This is a genomic window from Pelomonas sp. BJYL3, assembly GCF_027257975.1.
Taxonomy (GTDB): domain Bacteria; phylum Pseudomonadota; class Gammaproteobacteria; order Burkholderiales; family Burkholderiaceae_C; genus Roseateles_B; species Roseateles_B flavus.
In genome coordinates this window covers 426,331-449,160 of the sequence record NZ_JANZKX010000001.1, presented here as the reverse complement: position 1 = coordinate 449,160, position 22,830 = coordinate 426,331, and the positions used below count along the sequence as shown (strand labels likewise).

At 70.1% G+C, this 22,830-nt stretch carries 19 protein-coding genes; 5 read left to right on the top strand and 14 right to left on the bottom strand.

The genetic code is table 11. From position 1 onward, the window contains the following. Positions 1 to 75 precede the first annotated feature (75 nt). The 7 genes from cysD to O9Y01_RS01960 all read right to left on the bottom strand — a co-directional run bounded on the left by cysD (position 76) and on the right by O9Y01_RS01960 (position 6,771). Positions 76 to 1,035, bottom strand: a complete 960-nt coding sequence (gene cysD, locus O9Y01_RS01990; protein WP_183103270.1) for a sulfate adenylyltransferase subunit CysD — start codon at positions 1,033 to 1,035, stop codon at positions 76 to 78. Then, entirely contained in the window at positions 1,032 to 1,838 is an 807-nt protein-coding gene (locus tag O9Y01_RS01985) for a phosphoadenylyl-sulfate reductase (protein WP_269629808.1), read from the bottom strand. Before O9Y01_RS01985 ends, cysD begins: the two co-directional genes overlap by 4 nt. Positions 1,839 to 1,848: 10 nt before the next feature. Beyond that, on the bottom strand, positions 1,849 to 2,346 hold the full coding sequence (locus tag O9Y01_RS01980; protein WP_269629807.1) for a DUF934 domain-containing protein: 498 nt from the start codon (positions 2,344 to 2,346) through the stop codon (positions 1,849 to 1,851). A gap of 22 nt (positions 2,347 to 2,368) precedes the next feature. Continuing rightward, positions 2,369 to 4,060: a nitrite/sulfite reductase gene (locus tag O9Y01_RS01975; protein ID WP_269629806.1), complete on the bottom strand. Its 1,692-nt coding sequence runs from the start codon at positions 4,058 to 4,060 to the stop codon at positions 2,369 to 2,371. Positions 4,061 to 4,079: 19 nt separating this feature from the next. Next, entirely contained in the window at positions 4,080 to 4,847 is a 768-nt protein-coding gene (locus tag O9Y01_RS01970) for a sulfite exporter TauE/SafE family protein (RefSeq protein WP_269629805.1), read from the bottom strand. A gap of 250 nt (positions 4,848 to 5,097) precedes the next feature. Next, complete coding sequence (locus O9Y01_RS01965; protein ID WP_269629804.1) at positions 5,098 to 6,021, bottom strand: hypothetical protein; 924 nt, start codon at positions 6,019 to 6,021, stop codon at positions 5,098 to 5,100. Positions 6,022 to 6,258: 237 nt separating this feature from the next. Further along, positions 6,259 to 6,771: a hypothetical protein gene (locus O9Y01_RS01960; RefSeq protein ID WP_269629803.1), complete on the bottom strand. Its 513-nt coding sequence runs from the start codon at positions 6,769 to 6,771 to the stop codon at positions 6,259 to 6,261. 183 nt (positions 6,772 to 6,954) lie between these two features. Here O9Y01_RS01960 and O9Y01_RS01955 point away from each other — a divergent pair, with 183 nt between their 5' ends. Together O9Y01_RS01955 and O9Y01_RS01950 are read left to right on the top strand one after the other, a co-directional pair. After that, on the top strand, positions 6,955 to 7,542 hold the full coding sequence (locus O9Y01_RS01955) for a beta-lactamase hydrolase domain-containing protein (RefSeq protein ID WP_269629802.1): 588 nt from the start codon (positions 6,955 to 6,957) through the stop codon (positions 7,540 to 7,542). Next, positions 7,539 to 7,721 (top strand): hypothetical protein, encoded by a 183-nt coding sequence (locus O9Y01_RS01950; protein ID WP_269629801.1) that lies wholly within the window; start codon positions 7,539 to 7,541, stop codon positions 7,719 to 7,721. The genes O9Y01_RS01955 and O9Y01_RS01950 overlap by 4 nt, the downstream gene beginning before the upstream one ends. 124 nt (positions 7,722 to 7,845) lie before the next feature. Here the strand turns inward: O9Y01_RS01950 and O9Y01_RS01945 are convergent, their stop codons facing one another. The 3 genes from O9Y01_RS01945 to O9Y01_RS01935 form a co-directional block, all read right to left on the bottom strand. Then, positions 7,846 to 10,545 (bottom strand): collagenase, encoded by a 2,700-nt coding sequence (locus O9Y01_RS01945; RefSeq protein WP_269629800.1) that lies wholly within the window; start codon positions 10,543 to 10,545, stop codon positions 7,846 to 7,848. A 567-nt stretch (positions 10,546 to 11,112) separates the two neighbouring features. Beyond that, a complete protein-coding gene (gene ybiB, locus O9Y01_RS01940; protein WP_269629799.1) occupies positions 11,113 to 12,036 on the bottom strand; it encodes a DNA-binding protein YbiB in 924 nt (307 codons plus the stop codon). Between the two features lie 5 nt (positions 12,037 to 12,041). Beyond that, entirely contained in the window at positions 12,042 to 12,674 is a 633-nt protein-coding gene (locus tag O9Y01_RS01935) for a thiol:disulfide interchange protein DsbA/DsbL (RefSeq protein WP_269629798.1), read from the bottom strand. 381 nt (positions 12,675 to 13,055) lie between these two features. On the opposite strand from O9Y01_RS01935, the gene O9Y01_RS01930 reads away from it, so the two are divergent. Continuing rightward, positions 13,056 to 13,583 (top strand): hypothetical protein, encoded by a 528-nt coding sequence (locus O9Y01_RS01930; protein ID WP_269629797.1) that lies wholly within the window; start codon positions 13,056 to 13,058, stop codon positions 13,581 to 13,583. A gap of 303 nt (positions 13,584 to 13,886) precedes the next feature. Here O9Y01_RS01930 and O9Y01_RS01925 read toward each other — a convergent pair whose 3' ends face one another. After that, positions 13,887 to 14,933 carry an ornithine cyclodeaminase gene (locus tag O9Y01_RS01925; protein WP_269629796.1) on the bottom strand — a complete coding sequence of 349 codons (1,047 nt, stop codon included), beginning with the start codon at positions 14,931 to 14,933 and terminating at the stop codon, positions 13,887 to 13,889. 185 nt (positions 14,934 to 15,118) lie between these two features. On the opposite strand from O9Y01_RS01925, the gene O9Y01_RS01920 reads away from it, so the two are divergent. Together O9Y01_RS01920 and O9Y01_RS01915 are read left to right on the top strand one after the other, a co-directional pair. Further along, a complete protein-coding gene (locus O9Y01_RS01920) occupies positions 15,119 to 15,544 on the top strand; it encodes an Lrp/AsnC family transcriptional regulator (protein ID WP_269629795.1) in 426 nt (141 codons plus the stop codon). Positions 15,545 to 15,602: 58 nt separating this feature from the next. Continuing rightward, positions 15,603 to 16,457, top strand: coding sequence for a fumarylacetoacetate hydrolase family protein (locus tag O9Y01_RS01915; protein ID WP_269629794.1), 855 nt, complete (start codon positions 15,603 to 15,605; stop codon positions 16,455 to 16,457). On the opposite strand, the gene O9Y01_RS01910 is transcribed toward O9Y01_RS01915, so the two are convergent. The 3 genes from O9Y01_RS01910 to O9Y01_RS01900 are packed head-to-tail and all read right to left on the bottom strand — an operon-like array spanning position 16,448 to position 22,793. Beyond that, the gene (locus O9Y01_RS01910; protein ID WP_269629793.1) at positions 16,448 to 17,134 is read right to left on the bottom strand and encodes a TVP38/TMEM64 family protein; all 687 of its coding nucleotides are present in this window, start codon (positions 17,132 to 17,134) and stop codon (positions 16,448 to 16,450) included. The two genes, O9Y01_RS01915 and O9Y01_RS01910, sit on opposite strands and share 10 nt — an antisense overlap. Beyond that, on the bottom strand, positions 17,131 to 20,961 hold the full coding sequence (locus tag O9Y01_RS01905) for a non-ribosomal peptide synthetase (protein ID WP_269629792.1): 3,831 nt from the start codon (positions 20,959 to 20,961) through the stop codon (positions 17,131 to 17,133). The genes O9Y01_RS01910 and O9Y01_RS01905 overlap by 4 nt, the downstream gene beginning before the upstream one ends. Then, positions 20,958 to 22,793 (bottom strand): cyclic nucleotide-binding and patatin-like phospholipase domain-containing protein, encoded by a 1,836-nt coding sequence (locus O9Y01_RS01900; RefSeq protein WP_269629791.1) that lies wholly within the window; start codon positions 22,791 to 22,793, stop codon positions 20,958 to 20,960. Before O9Y01_RS01900 ends, O9Y01_RS01905 begins: the two co-directional genes overlap by 4 nt. Between the last annotated feature and the right edge of the window lie 37 nt (positions 22,794 to 22,830).

Sequence of the window (22,830 nt, the reverse complement as noted above, 5' to 3'; positions counted from 1 at the left end):
GCCCGTGGATCCGGCTTTGCCGGGCCATCGGGCTTGCCCCCTTGAGGGGGCGCGCGAAGCGCGTAGGGGGTGGGCTTAGAAGTAGCCCTCTTTCTTGCGGCGCTCCATGGAGGCGTCCGAGGTGCGATCGTCCATGCGCGTGGCGCCCCGCTCGCTGACCGTCACCGTGAGGGTCTCGGCCACGATGTCGGCGGCGCTGGCGGCGTCGCTCTCCACCGGGCAGGTGCAGGTCATGTCGCCCACGGTGCGGAAGCGCACGGTGGCGGTCTCGACCGTCTCGCCAGCTTCGGGCGGGGTCACCTCGGTCAGCGGCACCAGCAGGCCCTTGCGGCGGATCACCTGGCGCTCATGGGCGTAGTAGAGCTGCGGCAGCGGGATGTTCTCGCGCTGGATGTAGAGCCACACATCGAGCTCGGTCCAGTTGCTGATGGGGAAGGCGCGGAAGTGCTCGCCCGGGCGGATGCGGGTGTTGAACAGGTTCCACAGCTCGGGGCGCTGCTCCTTGGGCTGCCATTGGCCGAAGCTGTCGCGGTGGCTGAAGATGCGCTCCTTGGCGCGCGCCTTCTCCTCGTCGCGGCGGGCACCGCCGATCAGCACGTCGAAGCGGTGCTCCTCGATGGTCTCCAGCAGGGTCACGGTCTGGTGGCCGTTGCGCGATTCCAGCGGGTGGGCCAGGCGGATGGTGCCCTTCTTGATGGAGTCTTCCAGATGGCCCACCACCAGGCGCTCGCCCATCTCGGCCACGCGGCGGTCGCGGAACTCGATCACCTCGGGGAAGTTGTGGCCGGTGTCCACGTGCACGAGGGGGAAGGGCAGCTTGCCCTTGAATTCATTGCCCGAGACGCGCTGCTTGAAGGCCTTCTCGGCGAGGCGCAGGACCACGCAGGAGTCCTTGCCGCTGGAGAACAGCAGGCCCGGGCGCTCGAAGGCGGCGGCGACCTCGCGCAGGATGAAGATGGCCTCTTCCTCCAGGTGGTCCAGATGGCGGTGGTCGACGTTGGCGACCAGGTGTTCGAGGTTCACGGGGGCGTTCATGCGTGCGCTCCAGACTTCAGTTCTTCGTTGCTCTTGGACTTGTGCAGGCCGCACTCCTTGGCGTTCTCGTCCTCCCACCACCAGCGGCCGGCGCGGAAGTCCTCGCCGACGGCGATGGCGCGGGTGCAGGGCGCGCAGCCAATGGAGGGCATGAACTGGTCATGCAGGGCGTTGTAGGGCACGGCGCGGGTCTGGATGAAGTGCCAGACATCGGCCCAGCTCCAGGCCGCCAGCGGGTTGAGCTTGGTGCGGCCCTGGCCGTCCGGCTCGCTGAAGGGCACCTCGGCGCGGTTGGCGGACTGCTCGCGGCGCAGACCGGTGATCCACGCACCGCGGCCGGCCAGCATGCGGGAGAGCGGCTCCAGCTTGCGGATGCCGCAGCATTCCTTGCGCAGGGCCAGGCTCTCGTACATGGCGTTCTCGCCGCGGGTCTTCACGAAATGCACGACGGCATCGGCCACCGGCGTGAAAACCTGCACCTCGATGCCGTACTGCGCGCGGATCTGCGGGATCAGGGCCAGGGTCTCGGCATGCAGGCGGCCGGTGTCCAGCGTGGCCACGGCCACGGGCAGCTGCAGCTCGGCCAGCAGGGCAGTGATGACCATGTCCTCGGCGCCCAGGCTGCTGGACTGCAGCAGCGCGTCACCGAACTCGGCATGGGCCTCGCGCAGCAGGCGGCGGGTCTCTTCCAGGCGTTCCTCGAAGCCGGCCGTCGCCCGTGCATACAGGCTGATGGCCGAGCTCTGCGGCGTCTTGCCCGAGGGCAGGAAGGAGACGCTGCTGGTGCTGTCAGATGAGCTCATGAGGCGCTCCTCAGGCGTGGGCTGCCAGCAGCTTGGCGAAGTGCGGGCGGGGCTCGCTGACATCGCCCTGGTAGTGGCCGGGGAAGAAGCCCAGCGCGCGCTCGGCGGCCTCGCGGCTCTGGTCGCCGCGCAGCTGCACGGCGTCGAAGCCGGTGCGGGCCAGCAGGGGCAGCATGTCCACGAGCACGTCGCCCACGGCGCGGATCTCGCCGCTGAACTTGTAGCGCACGCGCAGCAGGCGGGCCTGGGTGTAGGCGCGGCCGTCGACCCACTTGGGGAACTGCAGGGCGATCAGGGCGAGGCGGGGCAGGTCGGCCACCAGCTCCTCGATGTCGAAATCATTGGCCAGCAGCACGCCCACGGGCAGGCCGGCGGGCCAGGTGTCGCGCACGGCGTGCCACTGCTCCAGCGTCAGCAGCAGGTTCGCGGCGGCGCTGGGGTGGGGCACGGGGCCGTCCTCGCCTGCCGCGCGATGCCATTGGTCGTGGTGGGTGTCGATGAACTTCATGGCGTGTCTTCCTGGGCAGTCTTCAGCGCGCGGCGGTGGAGGAGCGGACGGCATTGGCCGCCGTCTTGAAGGGCTCGATGCCGACGCGGCGCACGGTGTCGATGAAGCGCTCGGCGGCCTGGCGCTCGCGCTTGTAGGTGCTGATCACGGACTCGATGACGTCGCTGACCTCATCGGCCGCGAAGGAGGGGCCGATCACTTTGCCGGCCTGCGAGGCGCCGGAGAGCGTGGAGCCGTCGGAGCCGCCCAGGGTGATCTGGTACCACTCGGTGCCGTCCTTGTCGACGCCGAGGATGCCGATGTGGCCGCTGTGGTGGTGGCCGCAGGAGTTGATGCAGCCGCTGATGTGCAGGTCCACGTCGCCGATGTCGTAGAGCTCGTCCAGGTCCTGGAAGCGCTCGGTGATCTCGGCGGCGATGGGCAGGGAGCGGGCGTTGGCCAGGGCGCAGAAGTCGCCGCCGGGGCAGGCGATCATGTCGCTGAGCAGGCCGATATTGGGCGTGGCGAAGCTGTTGGCGCGGGCGGCCTCGAAGAGCCCGGGCAGGTCGCTCTCGCGCACCCAGGGCAGCAGCAGGTTCTGGTCATGCGTGACGCGCAGCTCGCCCTGGCTGAACTGGTCGGCCAGCGCTGCGGCGGCGTCCATCTGGGCGTCGGTCACGTCGCCGGGGGCCTGGCCCACGCGCTTGAGCGACAGGGTCACGGCACGGTAGCCGCTCAGGCGGTGGCCGTGCACATTGCGCTCCAGCCAGCGCTTGTAGGCGCCGGGCTGCACGCCCTCGAAGAGGTCAAGACCTGGCACCGGGGCCACGCCGGCGGGCACCACGAAGCTGGCGGCCACGCGGTCCAGCTCGGCCTGCGGGATGATGTGCTCGTGGCCGGCCGGGTCGTCCTGCAGGATCTGCGCGAACTCGCGGTTGACGTCGTCGATGAAGGCCTGGCCCTCGGCCTTCACCAGGATCTTGATGCGGGCCTTGTAGGCGTTGTCGCGGCGGCCGTAGCGGTTGTAGACGCGCACGATGGCCTCGATGTAGACGAGGATCTGGTTCCAGGGCAGGAAGTCGCAGATCGAGGTGCCGATCACCGGCGTGCGGCCCATGCCGCCACCCACCAGCACCTCGAAGCCGATCTCGCCGGCCTCGTTCTTCTTGAGCTGCAGGCCGATGTCATGCCAGGCGATGGCGGCGCGGTCCTCGCGGGCGCCGGAGATGGCGATCTTGAACTTGCGCGGCAGGAAGGCGAACTCGGGGTGCAGGGTGCTCCACTGGCGCAGCACCTCGGCGTAGGGGCGGGGGTCGACGATCTCGTCGGGCGCCACGCCGGCGGTGGCGTCGCTGGTGATGTTGCGGATGCAGTTGCCGCTGGTCTGGATGCCGTGCATGTCCACATCGGCCAGCAGGTCCATCACGTCGGCCGACTTGACCAGCGGGATCCAGTTGTACTGCAGGTTCTGGCGGGTGGTGAAGTGGCCGTAGCCGCGGTCGAACTCGCGGGCGATGCGGGCCAGCTGGCGCAGCTGGCGCGAGGCCAGCACGCCGTAGGGCACGGCCACGCGCAGCATGGGGGCGTGGCGCTGCACGTACCAGCCGTTCTGCAGGCGCAGGGGGCGGAATTCGTCGTCGGTCAAGGTGCCGGCCAGGTTGCGCTCCAGCTGGTCGCGGAACTGCGCGGCGCGGGCGTGGACGAACTGGCGATCGAAGTCGGTGTAGGCGTACATGTCAGTTCAACTCGAGAATTCAGTGAAGCACTTTCCAGCCGGCCATCAGCAGGGAGGCGCACAGCAGGCTGCGGATCACGCCGTCGGGCAGACGGCGGGTGGCCTGTGCACCCAGCCAGATGCCGGGGATGGAACCGATCAGCAGGGAGCCCAGCAGGGCCCAGTCCACATGGCCCAGGCTGGCATGGCCGATGCCGGCGACCAGGGTCAGGGGCACGGCATGGGCGATGTCGCTGCCCACGATGTAGCGGGCCTGCAGCCGGGGGTGGATCAGCAGGATCAGGGTCGCGCCGATGGCACCGGCCCCGATGGAAGACAGGGAGACCAGCACGCCCAGGATCAGGCCGCTGATCACGGTCAGCGCGGGCTTGCGGGATTCAGGGATGTAGCGCTCCAGGCGCAGGCCGACCTGCTGCCACACCGGGCGGAAGGCCACGACCAGGGCCGTCAGGAAGAGGGCGATGCCCAGCGAGAAGGTCAGCGCGCTGGCCCAGCCCTTGGTGAGGCCCGTGAAGTGCATCAGCGCCACGGTGGCCAGGGTGGCGGGAATGCTGCCGGCCAGCAGCTGGCGGACGATGTCCCAGCGCACATGGCCGTGGCGGCTGTGCGCCACGGAGCCCGAGAGCTTGCTGAGGCCGGCGAACCAGAGGTCCGTGCCGATGGCCACGGCCGGGTTCAGCTTGAAGACCGACAGCAGCAGGGGCGTCATCAGCGAGCCGCCGCCCACGCCGGTGATCCCGACGATGGCGCCGACGCCGAAGCCGCTCGCAACCGCAATCCAGTCCACTTCCGCTCCCTGTGGCAGCCCCCATTGGCAGCCTAGGTGGCGGACTGTAGAAGTCCTTTATATATATGAGAACTACTGAATCGTAGATTGCTTATGGTTGAAATGGAATATAGAGCTTGATGAAGGTCACGGCCGGGCGCCTCAGCGCACGAACAGGGCGATGAGGATGATGATGGGGATGGGCACGCCCAGAAGCCAGAGCAGCAGGGATCGCATGGCAGGTCTCCTTGATTTCTTGGTCAGCGGTGGGTCAGAACTGGTCGCGGTGGCGGCCGCCCAGGGTGCCGAGATAGCTCGCCACGAAGGCGCCGATCAGCAGCGAGATGAAGCCCCAGAGGGCGACCTTGGCCGAGGCGCGGCGTGCCTTGTCGGCGCTGGCCTTGGCCTGCTCCCGGGCCGCCGCCATCTGGGCCTGCAGCCGGGCGAAGGTGTCGGTGACGCGCGTCTGGGCCTCCTGCGGGCTCAGGCTGGTGCGCTGGGCCACGAGCTGTGCCAGGTACTGGGCATCGTCGACCGGCAGGGCAGGGGCGCCGGCGGCACTGGCGAAGATGCGGGTGACCTCCGCTGTGGGCGGGGTGTCCGGCGTCGAGGGCGAAGGGGCGGCGCCCGTGCCGGCGCCGGCGAGGGGGCGCCGGAACAGGGTGTCGACGAAATAGTCCGGGTTGATGCCGCCGGCGCTGGCCACCACCGCGGCGGCAGGCGCGACCGTGCCGGAGACCATCGCCCCCACTTTGGCGCCCCCGCTGAGGATGGCGCTGGCGGCACCCGTCATCAGTCCGGCCGAGGCCAGCGCCGCGACGGACCAGGCCAGGAAGCCATGCGCAGTGTCACGGAAGTAGACCTCGTCCGCATGCACCCGGCTCCAGCGCTGGCGCAGTCGACCCGCCAGGTAGCCGCCGAGGCCCGAGGCCGCCAGCTGCATGAAGGTGAGCCACAGGATGGAGGCCACGCCGAAGGTCTCGGCAGACACCCCTTCGGACGACCAGGGCGAGACCGAGGACAGCCCCAGCCCGACGCCCAGCATCAGCAGGATCAGCGCCAGCGAGGCCGCCCCGGCCGCGCCGGCAAGGACGGCGCCCCAGCAGATGCTGTGCACGCGGGCGGTGTCAGGGGCGGCCGGGGCTGCGTCTGCCGTCGAGGCGCGGCTGCCCAGGGGCAAGGTGCTTGCATTCATCGTGGCTCCTTCAGGTGGCAGCGCGCTGTGGCGCCGGCAGGCTGCGGCCCAGGCCCACACCCGGGCGCTGGGCAGCGCTGGCGGCGGGGCGGGGCATTTGGCGCTCCCGCGCCTCGGGGGCACGCCCTGGGCCGACCCGCGCTCCCGCGCGGCCAGCCTGCGCCTGGACGCGCCCGGCACCTGGCGGGTGGCCGCTGGATCAGAGGGCCGGGCGAAGCAGGGCCCGCTCGGGGAGGCTTAGTGCCTGGGCAGGATCTGCTCGCCCTCGCCGATGAGGTCGTAGAGCCGCGGCAGGTGGTCCACCGCACCGGAGGGGGCGCAGGTCAAGGTGCGCAGCGGCGAGGAGAGCCAGGGATCGGCGTCGAACACCGAAATCTGGCGGTCCCCCTCAAACCGGCCATCTTCCCTGGAGTGCTTGCCGCTGAGGACCGCGTAATAGAAGGTCCCGGAGCGGAAGAACAGCTCGTTGTAGAACTGCCCACCGCCTTTCCCGTCATTGGAGTTCACGTGCTCGAGCTGGAAGTGGGTCACGGAATCCTTGACCGCAGGCGGGTAGGTCAGTTCCAGGTGCCGGGGCGTGCCGAATCGATACTGGAGGCGGGTGAGCAGCCCGTCCACGGCCACGCCGCATACCGAGGCCGTCTTCTCGGATCGCTCGATCCTGCAGCTGAAGAAGACCTCTTCATCCGTCCGGCACAGGCTTTGCGCTGCGGCATGGCCGGCGAACAGGCAGCACAGGGCCTGGAGCAACCATCGGGCCCTTCCTGGGCCTGTGGGAGTCGGGGTAGGGCAAGTCGGGTGGGTCATGGAGGAGTCCAGCGGGTGCAAGCGCATCATGCCTCGGCCTGCCACGGACTTTCGCCTGCAGAGGCCCCGGTTCGGGCATCCAATCCAGCGTCTAATGGAGCCCCTCAAACTTGACCTCCCGTGCCCATGACGACCTTGCCGCGCAGCGCCCGCCCCTGGCTTTCCCCCGGGAAGGCCTTCCTGTTCAGCCTGCTGTTCACGGCAATCGGCGTCCTTGCCTACGCCGGCTGGCTGCAGTATCTGGACGCGCAGACCCTGCGGAGGATCGCCCCTCGCCAGCTGGCGGCGTCCGTGGATGTCACCACGCAGCTGCATCCCGCCGACCTGGCAGCCCTGCGATGGCGCTATGCCGTCATCGTCGATCTGCGCCCTGACGGCGAGGTGGCCGGGCAGCCCTCGTCGCAGGAGATGGAGGCTGAGGCGAGCCAGCAGGGGCTGCGGTTCCGCTACATCCCGGTGCCTCATGGCGAGATTCCGGAGGCCGCGGCGGATCGGCTGAGAGAGGTCCTGGCAGAGGCGCACGGCAGCGTGCTGCTGTATTGCCGAAGCGGCAAGCGTGCGGCCCGCACCTGGGCCCTGGCGGAGGCGGCGCGCGCCGACGGGCTCTCGAGCAGCGCCATCGTCACCGCGGTGCAGAAAGCAGGCCAGGAAGCCGACGACCTGCAGGGCCGCATCGAGAGGGCCGTGAAGGCGCGCAGGAAGGAGACGCCATGAGCGCGGCGGATGCTGAAACCCTTGCGGCGCCGCCCGCACCGGCGGTCGCGCCCGCGCCTCTGGCCCGAGCAGCCCGCTGGGTCTGGACGCTCGTATGCGCCGCCCTGGGCGTGGCGCTGGGCGGGGTGATTGGCGTGATCGTGGGGCTGCTCACCGGACTGATCCCCTTCTATTGCTGAGCCGCGGCTGGCGGCGCCTGCGGCCGCGCATCAGCCGGCCAATAAAAAGGCGGCGCCTCCGCATGCCGCAGAAGGCGCCGCCTGGAGAGGTGGCCGCGAGATCCGGCCACTCATCTCAAGTCACTCAGTACTTGGTGCTCAGGCTCAGTCCGCTGAACGCCGCCTTGCCCGACACCGTCAGGTAGACGTAGCCCGGCGTGTACACCGGCACCACCACCGTCTCCGCATTGCCGCTGTTGCTCGAGCGGTAGTTGTAGGAGGTCGGCGAGGCCCAGCCTTGGGTGTTGACGTAGAGGTCCGCATTGCCGCTGCCGCCGCTGGTGCTGATGCTCAGCTGCACATTGGGCTTGTCCACGTAGATGAAGTAGTACAGCAGGTCACCTGCGTTGCCGGCCAGACCGGTGCGCACGCAGCCGTTGCTCATGCTGTCCGTGCGGGTGGGGCAGGTGGAGGGCACCGTGCCGGAGACCGACACCGACTTGGAGGTGGTGGTGCTGAGACCGCTGTTGTCCGTCACCTTCAGCTTCACCGTGTAGGTGCCGCTGGCGGCGTAGGTCTTGGCGGGGTTGGCGTAGGTCGAGCTGCTGCCGTCGCCGAAGTCCCACAGGCGGCTGGCGATGGTGCCGTCAGCGTCGGTGGAGGTGTCGGTGAAGTAGGCGGTGAGACCCGTGCTGCCGACCGAGAAGGACGCGACCGGCGGCTGCGACGCGGGCGCCGAGACCGTCACCACCTGGGTGGTCGTGGTGCTCAGACCGCTGTTGTCCGTCACGGTGAGCTTGACGGTGTAGCTGCCCGCGGCGGTGTAGGTCTTGCTCGGGTTGGCGGCGGTGGAGCTGCTGCCGTCACCGAAGCTCCAGGCGCGGCTGGCGATGCTGCCGTCGGCGTCGGTGGAGGTGTCGGTGAAGGCCACGGTCAGGCCGGAGACGCTGGTCTTGAACGAGGCCACCGGCGCCTGCTGGGCGGCGCTGCCGCAGTTCACGCCGTTGGTGCCCACGGTGCCCAGCCAGCTGCGGAACTCGCTGTCGTAGCGGCTGCCGATGGTGGTCTTGAGCAGGTTGCGCGCGCCCGTCCAGTCGCCCTTGCGGTACAGGCCCAGCAGGGTGGTGACGTCAGCGCGGTGCTTCTCCATCATGAAGCTGACGGCCAGGTAGCCCCAGTTGTAGATGCGGGTCTGGTCGGCGTTGTCGTAGGTGGTGTCGAACAGGGTGCTCAGGGCATAGCGCAGCGTGCCGGCTTCGGTCAGCGCATTGCTGTAGCGCACATTGCGGTAGCAGTAGGACACGTGCTCGGCCAGGCCCTCGACCCACCAGACGGTCGGGGTGGTCATGTTGGCGCCGAAGTCGCCATACATGTCGAAGCGGCCGTCCAGGTAGTGGGTGTACTCATGGTTGAGGTTCCACACCTCGAACGTGGGCCGCGACCACTCGGCCTCATAGGCATAGAAGCGCGGCACATTGCCGGCCTGGGCCGGATTGCCTTCGATGTACATGCCACCGTTGTTGGTGTCGATGCCGAAGAGCGCGCCGGCGTAGTCCTGGTAGTCCGAGCTGCTGTCGAAGACCACCAGCTCCAGGCTGCTGTTGTTGTCGTTGGCGACAGGCGTGCGGTTGGTCTGCAGCTTGTTGTGGAAGTAGGCCTCCTCGTTGATCACCGAGGTGCAGGTGGCGTTGAGCTCAGCGGCGCTCATGGACTGGGCGCGCAGGGTCAGGCTCGGGCTGCAGACCTGCTTCAGCGGCAGCACGGCGGCTTCGGCGCGGGGCTTCCAGTTGCAGCTGCCATAGGTGTTGCACTGACCGGGGTCGTAGTAGTCCGTCATGTCGGCCAGACCCACCCAGATGGCCTGGCTGGACGTGCCCAGGCCGCCGCGGTTCATCAGGGCCTGCACCTGCGGCCGGGTGGTCGAGATGATGGTGGGGTACTGCAGGAAGCGCGACAGCTCCTTGGCGGCATTGCTGACCAGGTAGCTCTCGGTCGTGCCGATCAGGCCCCAGTTGCGGTTGGCGAAGTTGCTCACGGCCGTCTGCAGCGAGAGGTCGGACTTCACCAGGGCCTGGTAGTCGGCGTTCTGGTGGCCGCGCCACAGCACGGTGAAGGTGTTGTTGACCGCCACCTTCATGTAGTACGAGCTGTTCCAGCTGCTGGTGTAGGAGTCCAGCAGGCGCTTGACCACCCAGGAGTAGCGCGCGTTCTCGGTGGAGGAGTCGATCAGGATGACCGACTCCGCCAGCACCTCGCCGTTGGCGTCCGACACGCCGAAGATGCTGCCGTTGGCATACAGCGTGTCCAGGGCGCCGCGCAGCGCGTTCTTCAGGGTGCTGCCGTAGGTGCCGACCGAAGCGCTGTCGTTGTACTGCACGTAGTAGCCGGCGCGCAGGAACAGGATCAGCTGCAGCACGCCGCTGCTGTTGGTGCCGTTGTAGCCCGAGGCGTAGCTGCGCAGGCCGTCGGCGACGCTGCGCATCTGAGTCTCGTTGAAGGCGCGCTGGGCGTCGGTGCCGCGCAGGCTGAAGAGCGAGTTGATGCAGTCACCGGTGCTGGTGCGTACCGCCTCGACCAGGGCGCTGCCGGTGCGGGTGGTGAAGAGCGTGGTGTCGCAGGAGGCGGCCAGCGCTGCCTTGCTGTTCACGCTGAGCTTGCTGCGCCGAACGTTGTCAGCGCTGGGCCGCGAGCGTTCCGCAGACACGGGCGGGCGGTCCTTGGCATCGACCGTGCGGTGCTCCGCGTGGCTATGGGCTGCGGGAAGGCGGCTGTCCGCCTGCTGGTTCTGCGGCAAGGGGCCCGCAGGGATGGCATCGGCGTGGGACAGGCTCAGGCAAAAGGACATGGCGAGGCCAAGCCCCGTCAAAGTGGGGGTTCGCATAGGAGGGGTTCCGATTTGTTTAGAGGGGACGAGTCCCGGCCGGCCGGACCGGGAACTACGGGCTCGCGTAAGGGCCGAGCCCTGCATCAGCAGTCCTGCGTACCACAACGATGTACATCTGCTGATGACAATATATTGGACGTACGCTGGAAATATTTAACAAGAGGAAATCCCTGGGGTGTTGGTGACGCTTTGTATCGACTTGCGCCAGGGCGACCTTCTCGCCTAGGCGCCGCGACGGCGGCGCCCCTGGCGGCGCGGCTCCGTGACGTCACGGGGGCCGTGAAAACCCCCATGCGCAGGCGCGGGGGGCGATGTCGCCGGGCCTGGCGCGGCGCCGATCCGGCGGCTGCGGGCGCGGCCAGATCAGGGTGGGGCGGGGTCGTCAGCCGCGGGGCATGGTCCCGCGAAGGGGGTCGCCCGGGCTGAAAATGTGCGGATGGCGGAACGGCTGGTAACCAGTTCGCACAAATCGTTCGGGTCCACGGCGCCGGGTGGGCCCGCCAATTGCTCGTGATTCAGGCCCGTGCGTCAGGCCCGCGCCAGGGCGTCCAGGGCCTCGACCTGCTCCTCGATGCGCGCCGGCAAGGGGCGCCGGCCGGCGAGGAAGTCCTGGATCAGGGCCGCGTTGTCATCGGTGCCCGGCAGTTCCAGCAGCGGCTGGTTCAGGTCATCGTCGCCCGTCTGCAGCTCGGAGCTGCCGTCGGGGCCGAAGCGGCGCATCCAGGCCTTGCGGCGCAGGTGGGCATGGGCCTCGCCTTCGCAGGCACGCATCAGCAGGGCCTGGCCGCCGCTGTCACGGCAGAGGGCGGGCAGGGCTTCGCTCATGCTGTCCAGGTACTCGGGATGAGTGACCGCCACCACGCGCAGACTGCGCCCGGGCGCCGGGTCCAGCAGCTTGGCCATGATGTGCGCGCTGTTGCGCACCCCCAGGCGCGGGCGCAGGGCCATCAGCGCGTCCAGGCCGGGGCACAGCAGATTCAGGGGGGCGACCGCCGGCCGGCCGGCCGCGAGCGCGGCGGGCAGGTCGGGCAGGGTCGTGGCCTGCTCCAGGCCCAGGGCCCGGAGGAGGTCGAAGGAGTTCTCCCGGCTGTCGAAGTCATGACGACCATGGATCAGCACGGGCACGCCCCGCCGTGCCAGCAGCAGGGCCACCAGCGGCATCAGATTGGCCAGCTTGCGGGCCCCGTTGAGGGCCGGCAGCAGGACCAGGCGCGGACCCGCGGGCGGCTCGATCCTGGCGGTGCGCGCCTGCAGGGCGTCATGGAAGCCCAGCAGCTCGTCGCAGCTTTCACCCTTGATGCGCAGGGCGATCAGCAGGGCGCCGAGCTCCATGTCGGGCACCCGGCCGTCGAGCATGTCGCCATACAGGGCGGCGGCCTGAGGCCGATCCAGGCTGCGCGCTCCTCGCGCGCCACGCCCGACTTCCTTGATCAGCGCACCATAGCCGGCCATGGGGCTCAGGCCCGGGGCAGGGTCAGCAGGTGGTCGATGGCAGCCAGGGCCTCAGGGTAGCCCTGGGCGATGGAGGGGCTGGTCACCCAGCGGCCATTGACGACGATGGTCGGCACGCCATGACTGGCGATCGCCTGCCCCAGGTTGGTGGCCTGCTGGCACTTGGACTGCACGCCGAAGGACTCCGCCATCTGCTTGAAGCGCGCGCCATCGACGCCCAGCTTCACCAGTTCGGCCTGGGCAAGTTCCAGGGTCTGGAACTTGGTGAGGTCCGCCTGCACCGCCTTGAAGACAGTGCTGTGCAGGGCTTCCAGCTGGCCCATGGCTTCCAGGGCGTAGTAGACCTTCTGCGTGACCCGGGCGATGGGATTGATGACCAAGGGGACCCGGCGGAACTGGACCTTGGCCGGCTTGCGCGCCAGCCACTGGTGCAGAGACGGCTCGAAGGCATGGCAATGCGGGCAGGTGTAGGAGAAGAACTCCAGCACCTCGCCGTCGGCAGCCGCGCCAGGCAGGGGCGTGGACAGCTTCAGGTATTGCCGGCCTTCGGTCGGCCGGACTTGTGCCTGGCTCAGCGCAGGCACGGCAAGCATGGACAGACTGGCGCTGCCCTGGACGATGAATTGACGCCTTTGCATAGACCCTCTCGGTGACAGATGCCACATTGTGCAGGATCAAGACCACCCGGCCAGGGACCCGCGGGAGGGCTTCAGTCGGACCTAAGTTTCGAGACGCCGCGCCTGTGTGGGACAGCCTGCGCCGCGACCGTGCACGGAGCCGGCAGGAAGCGGAGCACGAGACGGGAGACGAGGCTGGGGGCGAGGGCTGAGGACGAGGCGCGAGGGCCCGGCAAGGCCCCGTAATGGGCCTTGGCTTGTCACCCGGGTGACACTGGGGCGGCCACTGTGGCATCCAGCCTGCAGGCGCCGTCCCCTTTCCTAACGACACAAGTCTGCTTCTGTGACGCGACCGTTACACTAGCGCACACAGGGAGTTATCCAGTTGTATGGGGATACCTCATGAAAACCAGAGAAGTATTGATCTACACCGGTGAACAGTTCACCGTTCCGCAGGGCGTGCAGCGTATCGATTCACGTTCCACCCACGGTTGGCAGCTGCGCTACGGCGGCACCAAGTTCTATTCCGACAGCAAGTTCCCCGGCGGAGCCGGTGGGGCCCTCGCCGCGGCGACCAAGGAACTGCTCAAGCGCGTGGCCAAGCTCCCGGCCCCCACCCGCCTCAAGCCCGAACCCAATGCCAACAAGACCAGCGAGCTGCCGGTGGGCATCTCCGGTCCCATCGTGCGCCAGCGCCGCGGCAAGCTGAGGGATTGCAGCTTCACCGTGCTCCTGCCCCGTTATGGTGAGCCGGCACGCCGCCGCAGCGTCTACATCGCTTCCGAGTCCACCTACACCGTGGAGCGCTACATGCAGGCCCTGGAAAAGGCCGTGCTGCTGCGCCAGGAAGCCGAGGAGCTCTACCGTCAGGAGGCCACCAAGGCCAAGCGCCGGGAGGCGCGCGCCTTCAAGGCAAGCCTGGCCGCCTGAGGCTGGCCTGACTTCGAGGCAGCGCCCGCAGGGATGCTGCCTCGAGTGGCCTGACCCAGGCCGATGGGCCCCGGCTGCGCCGGCGCCGTCTCATGAAGAATGCAGAGCAGGGCCGCCAGCAGGGCCAGGGTCTGGACCCCCAGCACCCGTCTCAGATCGGGACTCATGCAACACCTCCATGCTTCAGCCACCCGGGCGGCCCTGCCTGTGGCGGCGCCGCTGGGGTGGCATCTTCGGTGTTGCTGACCGGCGCCCCTATCACTCCATCGGGGGAGGGGGCGCCCCCCGTAGAGGTGAGCCTGCTCAGGCGGCCCGGCGCTGGGATTCGGCCTCGGGCGTGATCAGTTCGCCGAAGAGGTCCTTGGGGTCGGCCATGCGCGGCACCAGGCTGATCTCGCTGCCCAGGCCCAGTTCACGGGCGCAGTCGCGCAGCAGGCGCAGCATGGAGAAGTCTTCCAGCGCGAAGCCCACGGAGTCGAACACCGTGATTTCCTCGGCGCCGCGGCGGCCCGGGGCCTGACCTGACAGCACGCGCCAGAACTCGGTCACCGCGAAGTCTGCCGGCATCTGCTGGATGTCGCCCTCGATGCGCGACTGGGGCTCGAACTCCACGAACACGCTGGACTGCTCCAGCACGCCGCGGTGCAGCTCCGTCTTGCCGGGGCAGTCACCGCCCACGCCGTTGATGTGCATGCCGGGTTCCAGCATCTCTGGCGTGATGATGGTGGCGTTGGTCTTGTCTGCGGTGACCGTGGTGACGATGTCCGCGCCCTTCACCGCCTCGGCGGTGCTCTGGCAGGGAACCAGGCGCAGGCCCGGCACGGATTGGAGATGGCGCATCAGCTTGGCGGTGGCTGCGGGGTCGATGTCGAAGAGACGGATCTCTTCGATGCCCAGCAGGTAGTGGAAGGCCAGGGCCTGGAATTCGCTTTGCGCGCCATTGCCGATCAGGGCCATGGTCTTGGCATCAGGCCGTGCGAGCCGCTTGGCGGCCATCACCGAGGTGGCGGCCGTGCGCAGGGCTGTGCTGATGGTCAGTTCGGACAGCACTTGCGGAGTGCCGGTGGCCATTTCGGCCAGGGCGCCGAAGGCCATCACGGTGGACAGGCCGAAGCGGTAGTTCGTCGGGTGGCCGTTGACGTACTTGAAGGTGTAGAGCTCGTGGTCGGCGATGGGCATCAGCTCGATCACGCCGTCCGCCGAATGCGCGGCGACGCGGGGCGTCTTGTCGAAGTCCTGCCAGCGCAGGTAGTCGGCTTCCAGATAGCCCACCAGGCGCTTCAGCAGCGCAGGCAGGCCCAGTCGTCGGGTCATTGCAGCCACATCGTGGGTGCTCAGCAGGAGTGCCATGAGAAGTCTCCGTTGTTGTGATGGACATGATTCTTCTCAAGCCTCGCGTTAGAAAGAAGCGCAAGAGTTGTTCAATAACTCAAGGTTCATTGCCATTTCGGCAGTAGAAATTGCCAAAATGGCAAAATACCCCTCGCACCAGGGCCTTGGGATCGCACGAGGCCCCCCTTCCGCCGGAGCCAACCATGGATACCCTCGACCAGCAATTGATGGCGCTGCTGCGCCAGGACGCCCGCGCCACCGTGGCCACGCTGGCGGCCAAGCTCAAGGTCTCGCGCGGGACGGTCACCAACCGGATCGCCAAGCTGGAAGACAGCGGCGTGATCGTGGGCTACACCGTCAAGCTGCGGCCCGACGTCACGCCCAATGCCATCACCGCCTGGATGAGCATCGCGGTGGAGGGCAACAAGACCCGCGAGGTGATCGCCATCCTGCTGGGCGAGCCCGGCGTGTCCGGCCTCTTCGACACGAACGGCCGCTGGGACCTGCTGGCCGAGCTGCGCGCCGCCACCCTGGGCGAGCTCGCCGAGGTGCTGGAGCGGGTGCGCCTGATCAAGGGCATCGGTGCGACCGAGACCAGCATCCACCTGCAGACCTACAAGCTGTCCTGAAACCGCGGGGCGTCCGCGGGCCGTAGACTGGCCCGGGCATTCAAAGCAAGGAGCACGCATGAAGCTGATGCGCTGGGGCGCGCCCGGGGCCGAGCGCCCGGGCCTGGTGGACGCTGACGGGCAGCTGCGCGATCTCAGCGCTCACTGTTCCCGGCTGGATGGCGCCGCGCTGGCGCCCGAGGTCCTGGAGCGGCTGCGCGGGATCGATCCAGCGCACCTGCCGCTGCTGCCGCCCGACACCCGCCTGGGCCTGCCCTGGAGCGGCATGGGCAAGTTCCTTTGCGTGGGGCTCAACTACGCGGACCACGCCGCCGAGGCCGGCATGGCCCTGCCGGCCGAGCCGGTGCTGTTCATGAAGCCGCCCTCCTGCGCCATCGGCGCCCGGGACACCGTCTGGCTGCCCCGGGGCTCGACGCGCACCGACTGGGAGGTGGAGCTGGGCGTGGTGATCGGCCGCCAGGCCAGCTATGTGGACGAGGCGGATGCGCTGCCCCACGTGGCCGGCTATTGCGTGGTCAACGATGTCTCGGAGCGCGAGTACCAGCTGGAGCGCGGCGGCACCTGGGACAAGGGCAAGGGCTGCGACAGCTTCGGCCCCGTCGGCCCCTGGCTGGTCACGGCGGACGAGGTGGCCGACCCGCAAGACCTGACCCTCTGGCTCGACGTCAACGGTCAGCCCATGCAGCGCGGCAGCACGCGCACCATGGTCTTCGGCGTGGCGCAGCTGGTGAGCTACATCAGCCGCTTCATGACGCTGTACCCGGGAGACCTGATCTCCACCGGCACGCCGCCCGGCGTGGGCATGGGCCGCAAGCCGCAGCCCGTCTACCTGAAGGCGGGTGACGAGATGCGACTGGGCGTGCAGGGCCTGGGCGAGCAGCAGCTGCGGGTGCAGGCACGGCCTCAGTCCTGAGCGCGCGCCCGGCGGCGGCGCCAGGCCAGCAGCGCGGCCGCCGCGGCCGTCAGCGCGACGATGCCGGCGACCACCGGCAGGTCCAGTCGCCCGAGCAGGCGCAGCAGCGGGTCGAGGAAGAGGCCCATGACCAGGGTGCTGGGCGCCATGCCGATCCAGGTGCCCAGCAGCATCTGCCAGGGGCGGATGTGGGTGGCGCCCGCCACCATGTTCACCACCGCGAAAGGCGCGATGGGCGTCAGGCGCATCAGGATCACGGCCAGCAGACCACGCCGGCCCAGGGCCTCGCTGAGCAGGCGCACCCGCGGCCCGGCCAGGCGCAGCAGCAGCGCATGGCCCAGCCCGTGGCCGATGCGGTGGCTCACCAGCGCGGACAGCCCGGCGGCAGCAAAGCACAGCGCCATGCCCCAGGCCGGGCCGAAGGCGGCGATCACCAGCAGGCTCAGCACCACCAGGGGCAGGGCCAGGCACAGGGCGGCGCTCATCATCAGCCAGACGGCCAGCGGCCCCAGCGCGGCGGCCTGAGCGCGCAGCCACTGCAGGGCCTGCCCGCCGCGCAGCCAGGCCTGCCAATGGTCTTGCTGCCAGGCCCAGGCCAGCAGCAGCAGGCCCGTCAGCAGGACGAACAGCAGGACCAGGCGCCATCGCAGGCCCGGTGCCAGCGCGGCCCGGCTCATGGCTCGATCCTGGTGCCCATCAGCGCCAGCAGGCTGTCGGCCAGGTGCTGCACATGCTCGGGCTCGAACATGGAGCCATGCAGGCCGCGCACCACGGTGCTGCGCAGGTGCTCGCCGAAGAGCCGCTGCCAGCCCTGGAAGAGCAGGCGGTTCCAGCGCAGCAGGCCGGTGGTCTTGAGCAGCCAGACCGGGGTGCTGCAGGGCTCGACCCGGTGGCTGCGCAGGGCCATGACCTGGGCCACCAGGCCGGGGTCGGCGAACATGGCACCCAGGCGGCGGCCATTCATGCTGAGGTCCTGCACATGCAGTCGACGGACCAGCCAGCCCAGGGCGCGCCAGGAGCTGGTGCCACCGATGACGGCTTCCGGGTGGATGCTGTCCAGCAGCACCAGGCCCTGCGGCGCGAGCCCGCGGGCTTCCAGCGCCCGGCAGCAGGCCAGGGCACTGACCCCGCCCACCGAGAATCCGGCCAGCCAGAAGCGCCGCGAGGGCTCGCTCGCGATCGCATCGGCATAGACCTCGGCCAGCGCGCCCATGTGCGCCGGGGCCTCGCGCGGCGGCTGCAGCATCAGCACGCTCAGCCGGCCTTCCAGCGCACGCGCCAGGGCCTGCAGGCGCAGCACGTCGCCATGGCCGGAGGCCGCGACGTACAGGCGCGGTGCCTGCATGTCGCGGCTCAGGGACAGGAGGACGCCCTCGGCGGCCTGCGGTGCGGCCAGGGCGAAGGCGAGCTGGCGCACGGTGGGGTGGTCCACGATCAGCTGCAGGGGCAGGCGGCGCCCCAGCCGCTCCTCCATGGCCGCCAGGATGGCGAGCGCGGCCAGGGAATCACCACCCAGGTCGAAGAAGTTCTGCTCCAGGCCAACGGCGGTCCGTTTCAGGTGCTCGCGCCACAGATCTTGCAGCGTTGCCTCCAGCGCCGTGGCGGCGCGGGGCTCGGCCAAGGGGCCGGTGGCGAGCGTGGGCGGTGGCAGCCGCTCCAGCAGCAGCTTGCCGCTGCTGTTCAGCGGCAGTTCCGGCAGCAGGGTGAGGCTGGCGGGCACCATGTAGTCGGGCAGGCGCTGGCGCAGCAGGGCGGCCAGGGTGGGCTCGGCCTGGGCGCGCGGGCCCGCCAGCCAGGCATGCAGTCGCGGGCCGTCGCCCATGTCCAGGCACTGCACGGCGGCCTGGTGCACGCCGGGCAGCTTGAGGCAGGCCGCCTCCACGTCACCCAGGTCGATGCGGTAGCCGCGCAGCTTCAGCTGGCGGTCGCACCGGCCGGCGAAGTGCAGGCGGCCCTGGACGTCCAGCCAGCCGCGGTCCCCGCTGCGGTACATGCGCTCGCCGGGGTGGAAGGGGTCGGGCAGGAAGGCGGCGGCCGTGTCCTGCGGGTCCAGGTAGCCCAGGGCCAGGGTCGGTCCGGCCAGCCAGACCTCGCCGCTGACGCCGAAGGGCTGCGGGCGCTGCTGCTCGTCCAGCACGTAGATGCGGGTGTCGTCCACCGCGGGGCCCAGGGGCAGGGCCTCGGTCTCGGGCCAGGGCTCGCAGGGCCAGGCGCTGGCGAAGATGCAGGCTTCCGTCGGCCCGTAGACGTTGAAGAGCGCGGCGCCCGTCTCCGCGAGGAAGCGGTTGGACAGGGCCGGCGCCAGCACCTCGCCGCCGCAGCAGGCCACGCGCAGGCTGGGCACCGGGTGCTTCTGCAGGCCGGCCAGCAGCCCGGCCAGGCTGGAGGGCACCAGGGCACAGAAGCTGGCGCGGTGGCGCTGCATGAAGGCCGCCAGGCGCTCGGGATGGTGGCGGCCCGGCGGAATCAGGGCCACGCTGCCGCCCTGCACGAGCGGCAGCAGCAGCTCGATCAGGGCCGGGTCGAAGCTGGCTTGCACCTGTTGCACCGAGCGGTCCTGCGGGCCGATCTGCCAGCGCCGTGCCAGCCAGGCCAGGCGCCGCGCCAGGGCGTCATGGCCCATGCGAACGGCCTTGGGCCGGCCGGTCGAGCCCGAGGTGAAGAGCAGGTAGGCGGCGTCAGGCAGCGGGCGCGCGGCGCCGGCCAGGGCCGGTGCGTCGAGCAGCTCGCCCAGCGGCGTCAGGCTGATGCCCGGCAGCAGGCCCGTGCTCCAGCGCAGCACCTCCTGGCGCTGGCCCAGCAGCAGGGCGGGCGCGGCGGTCTCCAGCAGCTCCGCCAGGCGCTCCCCGGGCAGCTCGGTCGACAGGGGCAGCACGCAGGCGCCGCAGCGCCAGGCCGCCAGCAGGGCCACCAGCAGGGCCGGGCTGCGGTCCAGCAGCAGGGCGACCACCTGGCCCGGGCGAAGGCCCGCGCGCAGCAGGGCCGACTCCAGGCTCAGGCTGCGCTGCTGCAGTTCGGCATAGCTCATGGACTGAGCCTGCCCGGCGGCATCGTCCCAGACCAGGGCCACGGCCTCGGGATTCAGCCCGGCCTGCCTACTGAATTGCAGCCACACCGGCTGCGGCGCCTCGATGCTGGCCAGGTTCTTGTGCAGGCCGTGGATGAGGGCCCAGGACTCCTCAGCGGGCATCAGGGCGGGGGCGTCGAGCGGGCTGTCCAGCGCGCCGGGCAGCAGCTTCATGAGATGCCAGAGCCGGCGCAGCAGCAGCTCGGCCTCGTCGGCCTCGAAGCAGCGCTCTGACAGCTCCAGCACGAGCTCCACCTCTTCGGCGTCACCGAACTCGCACAGGGTCAGGGCCAGCGGGTAGCGGGCCTCCTCGGCAAAGCTCTGGCGCGCCTGCTCCAGGCGGCAGGCGCCGAAGCCCAGGGCATAGCTCTGGCGCTCCAGGGACACCATCACGTCCAGCACGCTGTCTCGCCCGCTGCGCATCAGCTGCAGGCGGTGGGCGGTCTCGCTGAGCGGGTAGCGGGCATGGCGCAGGCCGGTGCGGGCCTGGTGGCGGCCTTCAGCCAGCAGGGCGCCGATGCTCATCTGCGGACGCAGGTGCAGCAGCAGGGGCTGGACGCTCACGAACATGCCCAGGGTCTGCCGCCAGCGCGCACCGCCGCGGTTGAGGCTGGGCATGCCCACCGCCAGGTGCTCGATGCCGCGGCTGCGCTGCAGGTACAGGGCGATGGCGCAGAGGGCGGCATCAAAGAGGCTGGCCTCCTGCGCCAGCAGCGCGGCCTGCAGAGGCTGGAGCTCGCGCCGCGGCACCTGCAGGCGGGCGACGTGGGCGCGCGGCAGCCGGTCGGGGGCGCGCAGGGCATGGCGTGGCGGCAGCGCCGGTTCCTGCAGCGTGGGCCATTGCCCGGCCCAGTAGTCGGCGTCGCGCAGGCAGGCGGCGCTGCCGAGGTAGTCGCGTCCGGCTTCGATGAAGGCCAGGTAGGCGCCGGGAAGCTCGCGCGTGGGGGTCAGGTCTTGCTGGAGCTGGGTGTAGCGTTCGGTCCAGCGCTGCATGAAGAGCTGGGTGGACCAGCCGTCCATGACGAGGTGGTGGAAGCGGATGGACAGGCCGTGCAGGGCATGGCCGTCGCTCAGCAGCACGCAGCGCCAGGGCGGGGCGCGGCCGAGGTCGAAGCGCTGGTGGCATTCCTGGTGCCACCAGTCCAGCATGGCGGAGCGGGCGTCGCGGCCGGGATCAAGGGGCAGGATGTCCAGCGGCGCGGCGAAGTGCTCGAGCAGGCGCTGGCCGCCCTCGTCCGGCAGCGGCTGCAGGCGCAGGGCCTCGTTCTCGTCCACCAGCTGCTGCAGGCTCAGGCGCAGCAGGGCGAGGTCCAGCGGCCCATGCAGGAAGGCGAAGCCGCCGATGTGCAGGTGCACGCTGCCCGGCCAGGCGCGCTGGTCCAGCCAGACCTCGCGCTGGCTCAGGGACAGGGGCAGCGTGGCCTGCGCCTCGCTCATCGCCTCCGGCCTCCGGGGGCCAGGTCTTGCCATTGCTCGACCTGCTGCAGGGCGTGGCGATAGCCTTCGTCCGCAATCTCCTGGGCGCGGGCATAGGCCATGAGCGCGTAGCGGCTGAGGTCGGGCTGCAGGTAGACGTCGGCCTGCGCGATGGTGCGGCCGCGCTGGCTGGCCCCGCCCACGTGGCCGGCGGCGTAGAGGATGTCGGCGATGCCCGGGGCGGACGGGGCGCTGCGCCGGATCAGCGAGCGCAGCCGGCTGCCGGCGCTGAGGCGGTGCAGCTGCGGGTCGGCGCGCAGTTCGGCACGCGCATCGACGTCGATGGCGATGATCTGCCCGTTGCCGCGCCGCCGCTCCAGGGGCGTGCCTAGGCGCACGCGCATGGCCTGGGCCGGCACGTTCTCCAGGATGGCGCCGTCCACCAGCAGGTCGCCGTCCTGCAGCACGGGGGGCAGCAGGCCGGCGGGCGAATTGCTGGCGAGCACGGCGCGCCACAGCGGCCCCTGGTCCAGTACCGTCGTGCTGCCGCGGCTCAGGTTGCAGCTGGCGGCGAAGAAGGGGCGCCACAGGCACTCGATCTGCTGCTCGCCGAAGAGGGTGCGCAGGTCGCGCTCGATGCGCCGCCCGCCCACCAGCGACACCAGCGGCAGCGTGAGCCGCTCACCGCCGGTGGCGAAGCGGCGCGTCTGCGCCAGCACGGTGGCGATGTCATGGCCCTGGGCCAGCTGGGCGCCGATGAGCGCGCCCATGCTGTTGCCGCCGATGAGATCCACCGGCACGCCCGCCTCGCGCAGCGCGCGCAGCACACCCAGGTGCGCGAAGCCGCGCGCACCGCCGCCGCCCAGCACCAGGCCCACGGCCTGGCCGGTGAGGAAGCGGGCCAGGCGCGCCACGTCCTCGTCATGGCCTTCGCGCAGCGGGTAGACGCGCTCCAGCTGGCGTTCGACCGACCAGGGCTGCGGCGCCTCGGCATCGCGCGCGGCGGCCGGGTGCAGCAGGGCCAGGTGCTGGCGCTTGAGGGACCAGCCGGTCTCGCGCTGCAGCTGGCGCTCGATCTCGCTGAGCCCCGGGCCGCTGCCGGCGCGGGCCACCAGCACGAGCTGGTCGGCGTGGCGGAAGGCGTAGCGCGTCCAGTCGCTGGCCTGTTCGTCGGCCTCGTAGACCAGGTAGTCATGGCTGTCGTCCAGCTCCGGCAGGCGATCGCGGGGCCAGGGCTGGCCATCCAGGCGCAGGGTCTGCTCGGGGCCGTGCTCCAGCAGGTGGCCGGCGCGGCCTCCGTGGCCCAGGGCCTGGCTCAGCTGGCGGGCCAGCGTGGCGGCGGCCTGGCGTGTGGCCGCGTCGGGTGACAGGGGCAGCACGAGAAAGGTCTGTGCCAGGCGCTGCTCGCTGCCGTCAGCCTGGTTGCGCAGCCGGTCCGCCACTGTCTTGATCATGACCCGGCTCAGCTCCAGCGGGTGCAGCAGCAGCAGGGCCTCGTAGGCCTGGCGGTCCAGCAGAGCGACCAGGGAGTCCCGCAGCGCGGTGACGTGCTGGGCGCGCGCCTGCTGCAGGATCATGGCCAGCTCGCCCACGCTCTGGCCGGGATGGAACTGGTTGTAGAGCAGCAGCTCGCCGGCGGGCGTCTGCCGCCAGGCGCGCAGGCCGCCGCTGAGGACCACGGCCATGCTGTCCGCGGGCTCGCCTTCATGGAACAGGGGGCTGCCGCCGGGCACCGTGTGCAGGCGCATCGCGCCGGCCAGGGCCAGGCGCAGGGCATCGGACAGCGGGCCGAACACCGGGCTGCTGCGCAGCATGGCGGCGATGCGTTCCCTGACCTGTTCCGATTCGTCCACGCACGACTCCCCGGTGGCGCGCCTGGCAGGCGCAGGC

Bases quoted from the DNA above. Each gene is read 5' to 3' on its own strand.
- cysD (WP_183103270.1), bottom strand. From the start codon at position 1,035: ATGAACGCCCCCGTGAACCTCGAACACCTGGTCGCCAACGTCGACCAC.
- O9Y01_RS01985 (WP_269629808.1), bottom strand. From the start codon at position 1,838: ATGAGCTCATCTGACAGCACCAGCAGCGTCTCCTTCCTGCCCTCGGGC.
- O9Y01_RS01980 (WP_269629807.1), bottom strand. From the start codon at position 2,346: ATGAAGTTCATCGACACCCACCACGACCAATGGCATCGCGCGGCAGGC.
- O9Y01_RS01975 (WP_269629806.1), bottom strand. From the start codon at position 4,060: ATGTACGCCTACACCGACTTCGATCGCCAGTTCGTCCACGCCCGCGCC.
- O9Y01_RS01965 (WP_269629804.1), bottom strand. From the start codon at position 6,021: ATGAATGCAAGCACCTTGCCCCTGGGCAGCCGCGCCTCGACGGCAGAC.
- O9Y01_RS01955 (WP_269629802.1), top strand. From the start codon at position 6,955: ATGACGACCTTGCCGCGCAGCGCCCGCCCCTGGCTTTCCCCCGGGAAG.
- O9Y01_RS01950 (WP_269629801.1), top strand. From the start codon at position 7,539: ATGAGCGCGGCGGATGCTGAAACCCTTGCGGCGCCGCCCGCACCGGCG.
- O9Y01_RS01945 (WP_269629800.1), bottom strand. From the start codon at position 10,545: ATGTCCTTTTGCCTGAGCCTGTCCCACGCCGATGCCATCCCTGCGGGC.
- ybiB (WP_269629799.1), bottom strand. From the start codon at position 12,036: ATGGCCGGCTATGGTGCGCTGATCAAGGAAGTCGGGCGTGGCGCGCGA.
- O9Y01_RS01935 (WP_269629798.1), bottom strand. From the start codon at position 12,674: ATGCAAAGGCGTCAATTCATCGTCCAGGGCAGCGCCAGTCTGTCCATG.
- O9Y01_RS01930 (WP_269629797.1), top strand. From the start codon at position 13,056: ATGAAAACCAGAGAAGTATTGATCTACACCGGTGAACAGTTCACCGTT.
- O9Y01_RS01925 (WP_269629796.1), bottom strand. From the start codon at position 14,933: ATGGCACTCCTGCTGAGCACCCACGATGTGGCTGCAATGACCCGACGA.
- O9Y01_RS01920 (WP_269629795.1), top strand. From the start codon at position 15,119: ATGGATACCCTCGACCAGCAATTGATGGCGCTGCTGCGCCAGGACGCC.
- O9Y01_RS01915 (WP_269629794.1), top strand. From the start codon at position 15,603: ATGAAGCTGATGCGCTGGGGCGCGCCCGGGGCCGAGCGCCCGGGCCTG.
- O9Y01_RS01910 (WP_269629793.1), bottom strand. From the start codon at position 17,134: ATGAGCCGGGCCGCGCTGGCACCGGGCCTGCGATGGCGCCTGGTCCTG.
- O9Y01_RS01905 (WP_269629792.1), bottom strand. From the start codon at position 20,961: ATGAGCGAGGCGCAGGCCACGCTGCCCCTGTCCCTGAGCCAGCGCGAG.